Consider the following 15,526-nt stretch of genomic DNA (forward strand, 5'->3'; position numbering starts at 1 on the left):
CGGCCGGCCGCGATGAGCGCGTCGAAGCGCGTCGGCGGGGCGGGGATGATCACACATGGTGAGGGTATCCCCGGATGGTCGCGGTTGACGGCTTGGTACACACTGTGCCGATGGGCAGTGAGATCACGGACGGTGAAATCGTCGTCTCCGGCCTGACCAAGCACTACAAACAGGTCAGGGCCGTCGACGGGCTGTCGTTCACGGTGAAGCCAGGTCGCGTGACCGGCTTCCTCGGGCCGAACGGCGCCGGCAAGACGACCACCTTGCGCATGGTATTGAACCTGGTAACTCCTACGGCGGGCACCGCCACCATCGGCGGCAGCCGGTACGCCGACCTCGCCGCCCCGTTGCAGTCGGTCGGCGCGGTGCTCGAGGCGTCGAGCGCGCACAAGGGCCGGACCGGCCGCAACCATTTGCGGGTCCTCTGCGCGGCGGCCGGCCTGCCGGACACCCGCGCCGACGAGGTACTCGAACTGGTCGGGCTGGCCCCGGCCGCGAAGCGGAAGTTCAAGGGCTACTCCCTCGGCATGAAGCAGCGGCTGGGCATCGCCGCCGCCATGCTCGGCGACCCGCAGGTGCTGATCCTGGACGAGCCGGCCAACGGCCTCGACCCGGAAGGCATCCGCTGGATGCGCGATTTCCTGCAGGCACTCGCGAAGCGGGGGCGGACCATCCTGGTCTCCAGCCACCTGCTCTCGGAGATGGAACTGCTGGCCGACGACGTCGTCATCATCGCCGCGGGCCGGCTGGTGGCGCAGGGCTCGGTCGAGGAGATCATCGGCAACGCGTCGTCCGTCGCCAAGGTACGCGTACGCACGCCGAAGCCGGACGCGCTGCTGGCCGCCCTGACCGGGGCGACCGCGGAACGCCCGGAGGACGGCGTCCTGCTGCTGTCCGGCGTGACCGCGGAACAGGTCGGCGACGCGGCCCTCGCGGCCGGCGTGGCCCTGCACGAACTGGTCGCCGAGATGCCCGACCTGGAGCGCGTCTTCCTCGACCTCACGGCCGGCAAGGAGGCGATCCGATGAACCTCATCCGCAGCGAGTTCCGCAAGATCCGGACGACGAACGTGTGGTGGCTGTTCGCCATCGGCGCCCTCGTCCTGCTCGCACTGTCGTTCACGATCAACGCGCTCAACATGCACTACGGCGTGCTCCACCAGCCCGACGGCGGTGGCGTCGACCCGAACTCGGAGGAGGGCGCACAGCTCGCCGCGCTGGCCACGCCGGTCGCGCTGACCTCCTACATGGTCACGTCCGGGCAGTACTTCGGCCTCATGTTCGTGATGCTGCTCGGTATCATCACGGTCACGAACGAGTACTACCACCAGACCGCGACGACGACGTTCCTCACCACGCCGCACCGCACCCGGGTCATCGTGGCGAAGGCCGTCGCGGGCGGGTTCTTCGGCGTCCTGCTGTGGGTGATCACGACCGCGATCACGATCCCAGCCACCGCGATCTTCCTCAACGGGGAAGGAATCACGCCGAAGTTCGGCGACCCGGACGTCATCCGGGCGATGCTGCTCAACGGGGTCGCGTACGCGCTGTGGGCGTTGATCGGCATCGGGATCGGCGTACTGATTCGCAGCCAGATCGGCGCGACGATCACGGCGATGGTGGTCTACACCGTCGGCACGATCGCGGTCTCGATCATCGTGACCGTCCTGAAGAACGTGCTGCACTGGAACTGGGTGGACAACATCCAGTGGGCGATGCCCTCGATCGCGTCGGGGCTGATGACCTCCGGCACGGACCTCCCGGGCCAGCCGCACTACTGGGTCGGCGCGCTCGTGCTGATCGCGTGGGCGGCGGTCACCGGCGTCATCGGCACGCTCATCCTGCGCAAGCGCGACATCGCCTGATCCCTGTTCGACCTCCGGCCCCGCGGGCGGTTCCGCTACAACAGGGAACCGCGCGCGGGGTCGATCACGTGCAGGGGTATCTCCTTCGCCAGCCGGTCCAGCACCGCGGACGCGTCGCCGTCGGCCGCCGCGTACTCGCCGGCGGTCAGGGCGACGATCTGGATGAAGGTCAACGGCCCGGCCGGACCCTCGACCGTGGCCAGCTCGGCGTCCTCGACGAAGGCCAGGGTGGACAGCTCGGTCGGCCCCGGCCCGAGGGTCAGCACGCCCGGCCGCAGCGTCTGCCCCGGCTCGAACCGCTGCCCCGTCCCCACCACGTACGCCGACAGCTGTTGCACCAGCAGCACCGCCCAGGCCGGCGGCTCGACCGCGTCGGGCCGGCGTACCGCCCGGAGGGTGAACTCGAAGTTGCGGCCGGTCCCGGCACCGTAGAGATCGGACATCCCGTAGCTGACGAGGTGCCAGTGCGGCACGGGCTCGTCGCGGACGAAGATGCTGATGCCGTCGAGCGTCTCGGTGCCGCCGAGATAGCTCGGCAGCTCCGGAGCGACGTGCAGGGGTACGGCGTCGCCGTAGAGGGCGTCGAGGGCGGCGTCGATGGCGTCCCAGCCGGCGGTCGATCCGTTCTCGCCGATCATGACCACACGGTACGCCCATCGATCCCAGGCCGTCCCTACTCGGTATCGATGTTCTCGATCCTTGGCCTGGCACCGCGGTCAGCCAGTGCGCCGGGATCCAGGCGGCGTCCGGCAAGGCTTGACCTTCCCCCGCCATACGGACGTATGCGGGAGAAGATCAAACGCCGCCGGTCGCCGTCTGGGCCCGGCGCACGGTCACTAACAAGTACCGTTGCAGGCCATGACCTTGAGGCGGTCCAGGGTGCCGTTCCAGACGTCCTGGTCGCCCGGGAACGTGCCGGAGTCGGCCCACTGCCAGAACGAGTACACCGAGTACCCGGTCGGGAGCGTGCCCACCGAGCTGGAGTAGCGGGCGATCCACAGCGGAACGTTCGCCGACCAGGCGTTGTACGCGCCGATGCAGGAGTTCCACCAGTTCGTCGTGGTGTAGATGACCGGGTACCTCGTCGTCCGGGCGTGGTACTCGTTCACGAACGAGGTGATCCAGCTGCGCATCGACGCCTGCGAGAGGCCGTAACACGTTGCGCCGTACGGGTTGTACTCGATGTCCAGCGCGCCGGGCAGCGTCTTGCCGTCCTTGGACCAGCCGCCGCCGTGGTTCACGAAGTAGTCGGCCTGCGTAGCGCCGGAGGTGGTGTCGGGCCGCGCGAAGTGGTACGAGCCGCGGATCATCCCGACGTTGTAGGAGCCGTTGTACTGCTGGGTGAAGTAGGCGTTGGTGTAGTAGGTGCCCTCGGTCGCCTTGATGTACGCGAACCGGGCTCCGTTGTTCCAGGCCGCCGTCCAGTTGACGTTGCCCTGGTAGCTGGACACGTCCATGCCCTGTACGCCGGCGGGCGCGGCCGTAGAGGCGGTGCCGGTGAACGTGACGGCGGCGATGACCGCCAGGGCGACGGGGGTGACGCGGGACAGGAGTTTCCGGGGTGTGGGCATCTGTCCTCCTCCAAGAGGCTGTGAAACTCTTTCGAGATTGGAGCAGACGCCGGTACAGATTTTCAAGAGGAGATCGGCATTTCTCGACATTTTCATGTGCCGATTTACCGTTTGCGCCGATCTCCAAGATCCAGCCTTGCGGAGCAGTGGCGCTGTTCGACTTGGCCCGCTTCGAATGTGTCTCGACTGTCCGATACGGGGTTTGGGCGGCCCGGCTCGTCGGTGATCGTTCGCGGTGGGATGTAGTTTTCGGGTCCGCCCGCTTGATCCATTGCGGCCGGGATCGGCCGCCTCCTGTGATGCGGGAACGATTTTCCACCAGATGAACCACGGCCACCGATTTCTTGATCGTTTGCGGCCGAGGTGTAAATCCGGCCCGATCTGCATGATCGTTTACGGGTCAGGTGTAGCCAGCGGCGGTCAGCGTGCTCCGCAACCGTAGTCGATCATGCAACCGGCGGCCGTATTCACACCTCAGCCGTAAACGATCACCCCACCGGCCACCACCGAGCGCCCATATCGAACAGTCGGGACAATGCCCAACGCGCCCGTGTGCCCCTGATCTTCGAGGCGGGCGGCGATCTTGCGCGAATGCTCGGGCATTTCGGGTAGTCCGGACGAAATTCGAGACATTCGCGCAAGATCGTCGGGCACTCCTGCGTACAAGTCGGACAGTCGCGACAAAGGCAAGTGGGTGAAGGAGGTTCAAGAGGGTGAAGGGGGTCAAGGTATGAAAAGCCCTTGAATGAATTTCGGCTAGTTCTTCTTGCCGAGGATGAACCGGATCGCGACGATCACCACCGCGATGCCGATCGCGAGCCCCACGACCCTGAGAAAACCGGACTCGCTGGACGCCTTCGAAAGCGTCTGAGCGATCACCATCACGTCTCCCCTTTCGTGGCACCAGGTTTCGCCCGAGAGCGCCGCGGGCAGTTGGACGATAACCGACGGGGCGAGCGGAGGAGGAGTCGTGAGCGTGACCGATGCGAAGGATTGGGACACCGGCGAGTGGGGCGGCCGCGGGGTGGCCGACATCCTGGCCGACGAGCATGAGCGCATCGATCGGCTGCTGTCCGACGTCGTCGCGATGGACGCGGCGAAGCAGGGGCGGCGGGACGTGGCGGACGCGTTCATCTCGTCGCTGACGCGGCACCTTTCGGCCGAGGAGCAGGATCTGCTGCCGGCGACCCGCAAGGCGGCGCCGGATCTGGAGTCGACGATCGACGCGGAGCTGGCCGCCGACGTGGAGCTGCTGCACACGCTGGCCGCCCTGCACAAGGCGGACGCGACGAGCGAGGAGTTCGACGCGCTGCTGGCCCGTACGCAGTTGCAGGTCCGCCGGCACATCTCGGCCGCGCACGAGGACATCCATCCGGAGGTGCGGCGCCGGATGACGCGCGAGGAGCAGGTGCGGCTGGGCAACCGGGTGGACATCTTCGCCGAGGCGGCGCCGACGCGGCCGCACCCGAAGACGCCGATGACCCCGCCGCTGAACAAGATCGTCGATCCGGCCATGGGTGCGGTGGACAAGATCCGCGATGTGCTGTCGGGCCGGAAGACCCGGCCGCAGGATCTCTGATCGGTTCCCACTCTGATCGGTTCCCACAAGGAAGCCCCGGGCGATCCGCCCGGGGCTTCCTTCATGTGCGGCAGGGCACTGCGCGAAGATCAGCGCCGCCGGCCCCGCCAGTTGCCACCGACGCCCCAGCCGGACAGCTGCAGCGCGACGAACAGCAGGCCGGCCGTCGTCATGGTCGTGGCGTTGATGTATTTGTTGCTGTCCACCGGGAGCAACTCGATGAGCAGTGCGATCAGAAACAGAACCGCGGCGATTTTGGCGAACATCTATATTCCTCCCCTTCACATCGAGCGTCCCGGACGTTACTGTCCGGTAAACGCGAAATATGTTCGCGCCCACGCTTCGTCGTGAAGGGACACTGCCCATGTCCAACTCGTCGCAAACCCCGGCGCCGTCCCGTGGGCGGTGGTTGCGCGCCGGGGTCGCCCTCGTCCTCGCCGCCGCGTCGGTGACGTTCCTCGACGCCGCCCCGGCGGCGGCCGCGAGCGCGTACCTGACGGGCACCGACTACTGCCTCGACCAGTGCAACGACATCCTGCCGCCCGGCGAGAACGGCAACGCCACCCTCGCCGGCATCCTCGCCCATCAGACGCTCGGCACCCGGCCCGCGCACTCGGCCGACCAGCTCGGCAAGTACGCGAATCTGCTCAACGCGTACACCGGACTGAACGACGAGCAGATCGGGCAGTTCTACAACGACTCGGCGTTCGGCGTACCGGCGTCGCAGGTGGAGAGCACGACTTCGCCGCGGTCGGACGTGAGCATCGTGCGGGACAAGGCGACCGGCTCCCCGCACGTCTACGGCACCACCCGCTCGGGCACCATGTTCGGGGCCGGGTACGCCGGCGCCCAGGACCGCCTGTTCCTCATGGACCTGATGCGGCACGTCGGCCGGGGCAGCCTGACCGGCTTCGCGGGCGGGTCGCCCGGCAACCAGTCGCTGGAGCAGAGCGTCTGGCGCAACTCCCCCTACACCGAGGCGGACCTCCAGGCCCAGGTCGACTACCTGCACGGCCAGGGTACGCGCGGCGCCCAGCTCTACGACGACATCGTGGCCTACATCGCGGGCATCAACGCGTACATCGACCACTGCATGTCGCAGTCGCCGATCGACTGCCCCGGCGAGTACGTGCTGACCGGGCACCTCGACGCGATCACGGGCGCGGGCGGGCCGGTGCACTTCTCGCCGACCGACCTCGTCGCGATCTCGGGTGTCGTCGGCGGCCTGTTCGGCGGCGGTGGCGGCGGCGAGATGGCCTCCGCCCTGGTACGCGTCGAGGCCGAGGCGAAGTACGGCGTGGCCGTCGGCGACCAGGTGTGGCAGGCGTTCCGGGAGCAGAACGACCCGGAGACCGTGTTGACCCTCCACAACGGACAGAGCTTCCCGTACGGCCAGTCACCCGCCAGCCCGACCGGCGTGGTGCTGCCCGACCGGGGCACGACCAACGGCGTACCGGTGGTGTACAACGCGACCGGCTCGGCGGGGACGAGCGCGGCGGCCATCGCCCCGGCCACCAAGCAGAAGGGCATGTCCAACGCGGTCGTCGTGTCCGGCGCGCTGACGCAGTCCGGCAACCCGATCGCCGTCTTCGGCCCGCAGACCGGCTACTTCTCGCCGCAGCTGCTGATGCTGGAGGAGCTGCAGGGCCCGGGGATCAGCTCGCGCGGTGCCGCCTTCGCCGGCGTCAACCTCTACGTGCAGCTCGGCCGCGGCCAGGACTACGCGTGGAGCGCCACGTCGGCCGGCCAGGACATCACCGACACGTACGCCGTCCAGCTCTGCGAGACCAACGGGAGCGCCGCCACGGTCAACTCGCTCGCGTACCTGTATCACGGCACGTGCACGGCGATGGACAAGTTGCAGGTGAACAACAGCTGGACGCCGACCACGGCCGACTCGACCCCGGCCGGCTCGTACTCGCTGATCACCTATCGCACCAACTACGGGCTGGTCACCCACCGGGGGCTCGTGGGCGGCGTACCGACGGCGTTCACGTCGCTGCGCTCGACCTACCGGCACGAGGCGGACTCCGCCATCGGGTTCCAGATGTTCAACGACCCGGCCCAGATGGGCGACGCCGCGGCGTTCATGAACTCGGCGAGCAACGTCGGGTACGCGTTCAACTGGTTCTACGTCAACAACACGCAGGCGGCGTACTTCAACTCGGGCGCCAACCCGGTACGCCCCGCGGGCGCCGACCCGAACCTCCCGCAGCGCGGTGACGCGGCGCACGAGTGGACGGGCTGGAACCCGGCCAACAACACGGCGACGTACACCGCGGCGAGCGCCCACCCGCAGGCGGTGAACCAGGACTTCTTCGTCAGCTGGAACAACAAGCAGGCGGCCGACTTCAGCGCGGCCGACGGCAACTTCAGCTTCGGCCCGGTGCAGCGCGTCGACATGCTCGACTCGGGTGTGCGGGCGGCGACGGCCGGCGGCCACAAGGTCTCCCGCGCCGACGTCGTGAAGGTCATGGAGAACGCGGCCAACACCGACCTGCGGGCGACCGAGACCCTCGCCCTGATGCTGTCGGTCATCAACAGCCAGCCGGTCACCGACCCGACCCAGGCGTCCGTCGTCGGTGGACTCCAGACGTGGCTCAGTTCCGGCGGCCACCGGATCGAGACGTCCTCGGGCAGCCACACCTACGCGTACGCGGACACGATCCGCACGTTCGACGCGTGGTGGCCGCTGCTGGTGTCCGGCGAGTTCAAGAGCGCGCTCGGCGACTCGCTGTACAACTCGCTCGTCGGGGCCATGCAGATCAACGAGTCCCCGTCCGGCGGCCAGCAGGACGCGGCCGGCAGCGGCGGGTCGCTCAACGACACGCAGGGCCACAAGGGCTCGTCGTTCCAGCACGGCTGGTGGGGCTACGTCAGCAAGGACCTGCGCAAGGTGCTCGGCCAGCCGGTGAGCAACCCGCTCGCCTCGACCTACTGCGGCGGCGGCAGCCTCGCCTCCTGCCGGTCGATGCTGCTGTCCACGCTCAGCACCGCGTACGCGACCCCGGCGGCGACCACCTATCCGGCCGACAGCCACTGCTCGGCCGGTGACCAGTGGTGTGCCGACAGCGTCATCCAGTCCCCGCTCGGCGGCATCACCGACGACATCATCGGCTGGCAGAACCGGCCGACCTACCAGCAGGTCGTGTCGTTCCCGGCGCACCGCGGCGACAACCTCGCCAACCTGGCCAACGGCAAGACCGCCACGGCGTCGAGCGTGCAGTTCCTGACGAGCAACACCGCGAACAAGGCCGTCGACGCGAGCGACTCCAGCCGCTGGAGCAGCTCCTACTCCGACAGCAACTGGCTCAAGGTGGACCTCGGCTCGGCGCAGAGCTTCTCGCGCGTACTGCTGCACTGGGAGTCGGCGTACGGGAAGGCGTACCGGATCGACGTGTCGAACGACAACAGCACGTGGACCACGGTGTGGTCGACCTCGGTCGGTGACGGCGGGCTCGACGTGGACACCTTCGCCCCGGTCACCGCGCGGTACGTCCGCATGCAGGGCGTGACGCGCGGCACGTCCTACGGCTACTCCCTCTACGAGCTGGAGGTCTACACGAAGTAGCCCTCCGCGCTCCTGTTCCGCGGTCTCTGAAGATCCCGTTTGGATCAGGGAAATCACCCGAATCTTGGGCCAAGATTACGGTGAAATCCCTGATCCAAGCGGGATCTTGGGGTTTACGGGCGGCTACGACCAGGTGGCGGTGAAGCGGGCGGCACCGTCCACCGTGTAGCCGGCGACGGCGGTCAGGAACGCGCCCTCGGACTGGAGCGCGAGGTCGGCGGCGCGCAGGCCGGTCTCCGTCAGGTCGCGCAGGACCCTGGCCTCACCGCGGCTCACGACCCCGCTGTAGCGCGGCTTGCCGTCCACGACCGCCACGCTCAGCTGACCGACCGCACAGCCGTCGACCGCACGGTCGAACGTGTCGCCGTCGAGATCCAGCAGCGCCGTCGCCGTCGCCGCCGAGCGCCCGAAGCACGCGGCCACGAGCCCGCCCGCGACCGCCACGCTCAGCGGCTGGTAGCCGTCCGCCGCCAGCGTCGCGGCCCGTCGCCCGAACTCCTCCGGTCGCACGCCCACCACGCTTGCCGTCACGGCGCCCGCCGCCAGAATCGCTCCATATCGGATAGTACGCGCAACCGCGTGCGAACTGATGGCGATCGGGTACCGGCCGGATCGGGCGGCCTGCGCGAGGGCCTCGGTGAACGCCCCGGCTTCGAGATCGGCCAGGACCGTGCGGTCGTCGCGTACCGGGCGGAGGACCGCGGTGGTCAGCGTACCGTCGCCGTCCGCCCGCGCGGTCAGGGCGACGGGACCGAAGCCGAGCGGGCGCGCCTCGTCGATCCCCCACAGCCACGGCCTCGGCGGCCAGTCGATGGCGAGGTACTGCCCGAGATGCGGCCAGAGGTAGTGGGGCGGCTGCTTGTCCGGCCAGATCAGCGACGGGACGTCCGGTATTCCCCGGTCGGCCGTCGGCCCGACCTTCGTGACGATGTCCCACGGGGCGAGGTCGAGCCGCTCGACGAGCCACGCGTCGCGTACCGGCCAGGGGCGGGCGTACCGTTCGGCCTCGACCGGGCTGTCGAGCGCGGTCTGGACCCGCAGATGGGGCAGCGAACTCCCGCCCGAGTTGCCGACCCGGCCGAGCACCGCGCCGGCCGTCACCGACTGTCCCTTCACGACGGTCACGCTGCCGTGCATCAGATGGTGGTACGCCGTCGTGGTCCCGTCGGCGTGCCGCAGGTGGACGAGGTTGCCCTCCTCCTGCCCCGGGTCGAAGACCGCCTTGTGCGGATGGGGATTCTCGTAGACGTCGTTCGCCACCCGGATCACGACGCCGTCGGCGACCGCCCGGACGGGCATGTTCCAGGCGCGGAAGTCGGCGTTCTGCGTGCCGTCGGTGCCGGGCAGCAGGTCGCTCCACTCGCCGGACGCGTAGCCGGTCAGCCCGATCTGGTACGCCCACACCCGCCCGCCGTCCGCGCCGCCGCTGCTGTTGCGGCCGACGGCCGAGGCGTACTCGTCCTGGCGCAGATCCTTGGCGGCGAACGGAACCGGCCGCCCCACCGGGTACGCGACGAGTTCCCAGGTCTTCGTAGCCGCCTCGGTGTAGCCGTCGGCGCTGATCTCGACGCGTACCGTGGCGGAGGGCAAGGTGGCGAGGTAGATCTCGTTCGAGTGGAACATCTGGTCGGCGCCCAGCCAGTCGACGTTGGTCCACTCCCGGACCTCGCCGGGCGCGATCGGATCGGCCAGCGTGATCTCGACGCCGCCCATGGCGAAGACCGGCTGGGCGAGGCCGGGGAAGACGACCGAGACGCCGGTGACGTGGACGGGCTCCGCACCGGTGTTGCGCAGGAAGAGATGGGCGACGACCTTCGAGCCCTCGGCCTGCCCGTAGGCGACCGGCGTCAACGGCAGGTACGCCAGCCCCGTCCCCACGGCGGGCTGCGCCCAGATCTCCAGCGGCGGCGCGAACTGCGGGCTGGGCGGGGCCGGCGGGTCGGCGAGCGCCCGGCCGGGAACGAGCAGGGTGGCGAGGGGGGCCGCGAGGGCGGCGCCGAGGAGCGTACGGCGATCCATGGAAGGATCATCACGCCTTCGACGAAGCAACTATGTCACTTCTCCGACACGGCGTAGGGCCGGTGTCCACGAGGGACACCGGCCCCGGCCGGAGAACTACGCGATCAGCCGATGTGGACGGCCGGGCGCGCCTCGCTCTCGATGTCGATCCGCGGGTCCTTCCGGATCATCGTGAAGATGATGAGCGTCGAGACCGCGAACAGGATGGCGCTGATCGTGAACGCCACGTTGTAGCCGTGGATCGCGGCGAGACCACCCAGTTCCTGCGGCGGCGTGGTACGCGCATGCGACGTCACGTAGTTCGCCACGGCCGTCGTGAAGACCGTGTTGAGCAGCGCCACGCCCAGCGAACCACCGATCTGCTGGGACGTGTTGACCATCGCGCTGGCGACACCGGCGTCGTGGTTGGCCACACCGGTGAGCGCCGTGTTGCCGAGCGGCACGAACACCAGGCCCATGCCGATCGCCATGATGCACAGCGCCGGCAGGATCATCGCCGGGTAGGACGAGTCCGCCGAGAGCTGCGTCAGCCACACCATCGCGGCGGTCGCGAACAGGCCGCCGACGGTCATCATGACCCGCGGGCCCAGCCGCGGCAGCAGGCTGCTGCCGATGATCGCCGTGATGATCAGGGCCGCCGAGAACGGCAGGTACGCGATGCCCGTCTTCAGCGGCGAGTAGTGCAGCGTGAGCTGGAAGTAGTAGGTCATGAACAGGAACATGCCCATCATGCCCGCGCCCAGCGTGACCGAGGTCAGGTAGGAACCGCCCCGGTTGCGGTGCAGCACGACCCGCATCGGCAGCAGCGGGTTCTTGCTGCGCAGCTCCACCACCACGAATCCGACCAGCAGCACCACCGCGATCGCGAAGAAGGACAGCGTCACCGCCGACCCCCAGCCGTCCGACGCGGCCTTCGTGAAGCCGTAGACCAGTGTGGCCAGACCACCCGTGGCCAGCAGCGCGCCCGGGATGTCGTAGCGGGTGTTGCCCTGCGCCTTGCTCTCCCGCACGATCGGGATGGCCGCCAGGATCGCCGCGAACGCGATCGGGATGTTGACCAGCAGGCACCAGCGCCAGTTCGCGTACTCGGTGAGCAGGCCGCCCGTGATGAGGCCGATCGCCGCGCCGACACCCGAGATCGCACCGAAGGCGCCGAACGCCTTGGCCCGGTCCTTCACGTCCGTGAACGTGACGGTGATCAGTGACAGTGCCGCCGGCGCCAGCAGCGCACCGAAGGCACCCTGCAGGCCACGCGCGGCGAACAGCATCGCGGAGTTCTGCGCGGCACCACCGAGCGCGGACGCGAGGGCGAAGCCCGCGAGGCCGATGATGAACATGCGCTTACGGCCGGCGTAGTCCGCGATCCGGCCGCCCAGCAGCAGCAGACCGCCGAACGTCAGCGTGTACGCCGTGACGATCCACTGCCGGTTCGCGTCGTCGATGCCCAGCGCGACCTGGGCGCTCGGCATGGCGATGTTCACGATGGTGCCGTCGAGCACCACCATGAGCTGGGCTATGAGGATCACCAGCAGGGCCAGCCACCGCTTCGGATCCGGCGGATGACCGGCGGTTCCTGAAACGATGGAAGCCGGACTGGTCGACGAGGTCGACCGAGTTGTGGTTTCCGACATTGAGATTCCCCTCCCGAAGAGTCGTGTCCCCGGGGTCCCGATCAGGCTGATCGGACCCGCGCGAAGACTACGACCGGCCACCGACATTTTGGTGGCCATATATCAGCATTTTTCGACGTCTGCGTTTCCCACCCGTTGCGCGCTGGGGAATTCTCCGCGTCTTGTCAGCGCGAACGGGCGTGCAGAACCGGCAGCAGTACGTCGTCGACCACGTGCCGGACGAACTCGGCGTCCAGCGGGCCGTCCTGCCAGATCTTGCGGTTGAACACCATGGCCTGCATGACCTCCTGCAGGACCAGGGGATCGGTGTCGGCGGCGATCTCCCCCCGTCGCGCCGCGCGCTCGATCATCACCTCGTGCAATGCCCGCTTCTCGTCGACGATGCACCTTTGCAGGGCCGAGTTGAGGGTCGGTTCCCGTCGCGCCGCGGTCAGCACACCGCTGATGACATCGCCGTCGACACTGTCGGCGACCGCGCACGCGTGGGTCAGAACGACCAGCAGGTCCTCCCGCAGCGATCCCGTGTCGGGGATCTGCGGTCCGCCGTCGAAGTGCTGGATCAGCGCCTCGACGACCATCTGCGGCTTGTCGGGCCACGTGCGGTAGATCGTGGCCTTGCTCGCATGCGCCCGCTCCGCCACGAAGTCCATGGTCATCCTGTCATAGCCGACCTCGGCGAGCAGGCTGAACACGGCTTCACAGATGGCCTCGCGCCGGTCCGCGCCACGCCGGGCGGGGCGCCGGGTCGATGCCTGTGTGTCGGTCATCGCCTCTCCCCTTCCCCGTCGGCAGCCGTCAGGCTCGCGCACCGTGGCTCGCACACCGTGGCGTTCACACCGTGGTGCACGAAACCCGGTGGTGTACGAAACCGTTCCGTACCCGAACCTACGCTTCCCCCCGGCTTCCCCGACAGCCCCTGTGAGGTATGCCACCGACCCGGAGCCAGCAGCCGGTACGCGCGCTCGGCCGGGGTGATTCCGCGATACGGGGACGACCTGGCTGGTGCGGGCCGGTTAGGCTCAGAACTTCCTCTTGACGATCAATGTGACTCACCCCTGGAGGCCGTGATGGCCGAATCGACGCCGTCCCCGTCCGACCCGAACCAACCCTGGAACCCGCAGCCGCCGTACGGGCAGCCCCAACCCGGGCAGCCGCAGTACGGCCAGCCCGCGCAGGGACACCCGGCGCCGAGCGACCCCTTCGCCGACCCGACGACGGCCACGCCCGCCTACGGCCAGCCCTACGGACAGCCTGCCTCGGGACAGCCCGCCTACGGCCAGCCGCAGTACGGGCAGCCCACGTCGGGTCAGCCGCAGTACGGGCAGCCCACGTCGGGTCAGCCGCAGTACGGGCAGCCCTACGGGCAGCAGCCGACGTCCGGCACGCCGTACGCGCAGCCCTCGTCGGGCCAGCCCGCCTACGGCCAGCCGCCGGTCTCGGGCTCGCCCTACGGTCAGCCTGGTTACGGGCAGCCTGGCTACGGGCAGCAGCCGGGCTATGGACAGCCTGGTTACGGACAGCCCGGTTACGGTCCCGGTGCGGATCCGACGGCCGCGTACCCGGCCGTGGGGCAGCCGGCGCCCGGATTCCCGGGCATGCCGCCGACCCCGCCGCGCAAGTCGCGTACCGGGCTGTGGATCGGGCTGGGCGCGTTGCTGCTCGTGCTCTGCCTCGGCGGCGGTGTGGCCAGCGTCTTCATCTTCCGCAACGCGGACAACCTCACCTCGACCGGCACCGGTGCCGACCCGAGCACCCCGGCCGGCGGCCGGACGCCCGATCCGACTGCCTCGGGCGCCGACCCGAGCCCCAGTGCCGGTGGCGGCGGCGACACGACGGCCGCCTCGGTCAAGGTGGTCGCCCCGGCCACGCTCCTCGGCCAGCCGAAGCTGAACGACAAGCAGCTCAAGTCGCTCGCCCAGCAGGTGACCGACGAGATGAAGTCGTCCGCGCCGAACGCGACCGACGCCGTGTCGGGCTTCTACGGCAAGCCCGCCAACAAGCAGCTGACCATGCTCATCGCGGTCGCGGCGCCGATCGACCAGCCGGAGCTCTTCATGTCCGGCATGCAGACCGGCCTCAAGACCAGCCTCAACGCGGGCGAGTTCAAGGACGTCGCCCCCGGCCCGCTGGGCGGCGTCGCCAGCTGCGCCGACGCCAAGGCCAGCGGCATCGACTTCGCCGTCTGCCTCTGGAGCGACAAGGGCAGCTTCGGCATCGTCGGCTTCTACTACAAGAAGGTCTCGGCCGTGCAGGCCAACTTCGTCAAGGCGCGCGGCCAGGCCGAGAAGGTCGGCTGAGCGTACGCGCGACCGGGTCGCCCTCTCACCGTCGCGGCGGGAGGGCGACCCGTTCCAGTTCCGCCCCGAGCACGATCTCGCCGTCGAAGTGGCGGGCGGCCTCCTCGGCGTACACGGTGCTGTCGGGGTGGCGCTGGGAGAAATGGGTCAGCACGAGCTTGCGTACGCCGGCCGTGGCGGCGATCCGCCCGGCCTGTGCCGCCGTGAGGTGACCGGCCGCGTCGGCGAGTTCCCGCTCCGACTCCAGGAACGTCGACTCGATGACGAGCAGGTCGGCGTCCTGGGCCAACGCGTACGCGGCCGGGCACTCGCCGGTGTCCATGACGAAGGCGACGATCTGGCCCCGGCGCGGGACGCTCATCTCCTCCAGCGTGACGCGTCCGGCGGCCGTGTCGAGGAACCCGTCCCGCTGCAGCCGGCCGACGCCGGGGCCGCTGATCCCCCGCTCCGCGAGCCGGTCGGGCAGCATGCGCCGGCCGTCCGGTTCGACCAGCCGGTACCCGAACGCTTCGACGGGGTGTCGCAGCCGGTACGCGTACAGGTGGAAGGGCTCTGTAGCGATGAGCCCGTCCCCGGCGACGGGCGAGGGTACGACGGGAGCGTGGTCGTCGAAGGCGCTCGCGTGCCGCAGGCGGTCGAAGTAGGCCTGACCACTGGCGGGATAGTGGATCGGGACCTGGTGCCGGACGCCGTCGAGCGACATGCGCTGGATGATGCCGGGCAGGCCGAGGCAGTGGTCGCCGTGGAAGTGCGTGACGCAGACGCGGTGGACGTCCGATGCGGACAGTCCCGCGAGGAGCAGCTGGCGCTGGGCGCCCTCGCCGGGGTCGAACAGGATCCCGTGGGCGTCGAACCGCAACAGGTACGCGTTGTGCACACGCTGGCGGGTGGGCACCTGGCTGGCCGTGCCGAGGACGATGAGCTCGCGGTTCACCGCTGAAGCTTACGGAACAACGCCTTCGGACGTCCGCACCGGGCCACGATCTTCGGGTCG

13 protein-coding genes are annotated in these 15,526 nt (G+C 69.1%); 5 read left to right on the forward strand and 8 right to left on the reverse strand.

What is annotated here, in order from left to right:
- The first annotated feature begins 110 nt into the window (after window positions 1-110).
- Complete coding sequence (locus G401_RS0117370; RefSeq protein ID WP_027343511.1) at window positions 111-1,028, forward strand: ABC transporter ATP-binding protein; 918 nt, start codon at window positions 111-113, stop codon at window positions 1,026-1,028.
- Window positions 1,025-1,864, forward strand: coding sequence for an ABC transporter permease (locus G401_RS0117375; RefSeq protein ID WP_027343512.1), 840 nt, complete (start codon window positions 1,025-1,027; stop codon window positions 1,862-1,864). The genes G401_RS0117370 and G401_RS0117375 overlap by 4 nt, the downstream gene beginning before the upstream one ends.
- A 35-nt stretch (window positions 1,865-1,899) precedes the next feature.
- Here the strand turns inward: G401_RS0117375 and G401_RS0117380 are convergent, their stop codons facing one another.
- From G401_RS0117380 to G401_RS58340, 3 genes are all read right to left on the reverse strand, one after another.
- The gene (locus tag G401_RS0117380) at window positions 1,900-2,502 is read right to left on the reverse strand and encodes a suppressor of fused domain protein (RefSeq protein WP_034592048.1); all 603 of its coding nucleotides are present in this window, start codon (window positions 2,500-2,502) and stop codon (window positions 1,900-1,902) included.
- Window positions 2,503-2,700: 198 nt separating this feature from the next.
- Window positions 2,701-3,435: a lysozyme gene (locus G401_RS0117385; protein WP_051366760.1), complete on the reverse strand. Its 735-nt coding sequence runs from the start codon at window positions 3,433-3,435 to the stop codon at window positions 2,701-2,703.
- Window positions 3,436-4,191: 756 nt separating this feature from the next.
- Window positions 4,192-4,317 (reverse strand): hypothetical protein, encoded by a 126-nt coding sequence (locus tag G401_RS58340; protein ID WP_281174190.1) that lies wholly within the window; start codon window positions 4,315-4,317, stop codon window positions 4,192-4,194.
- A gap of 88 nt (window positions 4,318-4,405) precedes the next feature.
- On the opposite strand from G401_RS58340, the gene G401_RS0117395 reads away from it, so the two are divergent.
- Window positions 4,406-5,014 (forward strand): hemerythrin domain-containing protein, encoded by a 609-nt coding sequence (locus G401_RS0117395; protein WP_027343515.1) that lies wholly within the window; start codon window positions 4,406-4,408, stop codon window positions 5,012-5,014.
- 89 nt (window positions 5,015-5,103) lie between these two features.
- Here G401_RS0117395 and G401_RS56755 read toward each other — a convergent pair whose 3' ends face one another.
- On the reverse strand, window positions 5,104-5,280 hold the full coding sequence (locus G401_RS56755) for a hypothetical protein (RefSeq protein ID WP_169734202.1): 177 nt from the start codon (window positions 5,278-5,280) through the stop codon (window positions 5,104-5,106).
- Between the two features lie 98 nt (window positions 5,281-5,378).
- On the opposite strand from G401_RS56755, the gene G401_RS0117405 reads away from it, so the two are divergent.
- Entirely contained in the window at window positions 5,379-8,585 is a 3,207-nt protein-coding gene (locus tag G401_RS0117405) for a penicillin acylase family protein (RefSeq protein WP_084557289.1), read from the forward strand.
- Between the two features lie 123 nt (window positions 8,586-8,708).
- On the opposite strand, the gene G401_RS52840 is transcribed toward G401_RS0117405, so the two are convergent.
- The 3 genes from G401_RS52840 to G401_RS0117420 form a co-directional block, all read right to left on the reverse strand.
- Entirely contained in the window at window positions 8,709-10,604 is a 1,896-nt protein-coding gene (locus G401_RS52840; RefSeq protein WP_027343517.1) for a M23 family metallopeptidase, read from the reverse strand.
- A 104-nt stretch (window positions 10,605-10,708) separates the two neighbouring features.
- Window positions 10,709-12,235, reverse strand: a complete 1,527-nt coding sequence (locus G401_RS0117415) for an MFS transporter (protein ID WP_027343518.1) — start codon at window positions 12,233-12,235, stop codon at window positions 10,709-10,711.
- A 164-nt stretch (window positions 12,236-12,399) separates the two neighbouring features.
- Entirely contained in the window at window positions 12,400-13,002 is a 603-nt protein-coding gene (locus G401_RS0117420; protein WP_027343519.1) for a TetR/AcrR family transcriptional regulator, read from the reverse strand.
- A 300-nt stretch (window positions 13,003-13,302) separates the two neighbouring features.
- Between G401_RS0117420 and G401_RS52845 the strand changes: the two genes are divergently transcribed.
- Window positions 13,303-14,532, forward strand: a complete 1,230-nt coding sequence (locus tag G401_RS52845; RefSeq protein WP_051366761.1) for a hypothetical protein — start codon at window positions 13,303-13,305, stop codon at window positions 14,530-14,532.
- A 25-nt stretch (window positions 14,533-14,557) separates the two neighbouring features.
- Here the strand turns inward: G401_RS52845 and G401_RS0117430 are convergent, their stop codons facing one another.
- Window positions 14,558-15,466, reverse strand: a complete 909-nt coding sequence (locus G401_RS0117430; protein WP_027343520.1) for a ribonuclease Z — start codon at window positions 15,464-15,466, stop codon at window positions 14,558-14,560.
- Window positions 15,467-15,526 lie beyond the last annotated feature (60 nt).

The sequence above is a fragment of the Hamadaea tsunoensis DSM 44101 genome, from assembly GCF_000428945.1.
Classification (GTDB): Bacteria; Actinomycetota; Actinomycetes; order Mycobacteriales; family Micromonosporaceae; genus Hamadaea; species Hamadaea tsunoensis.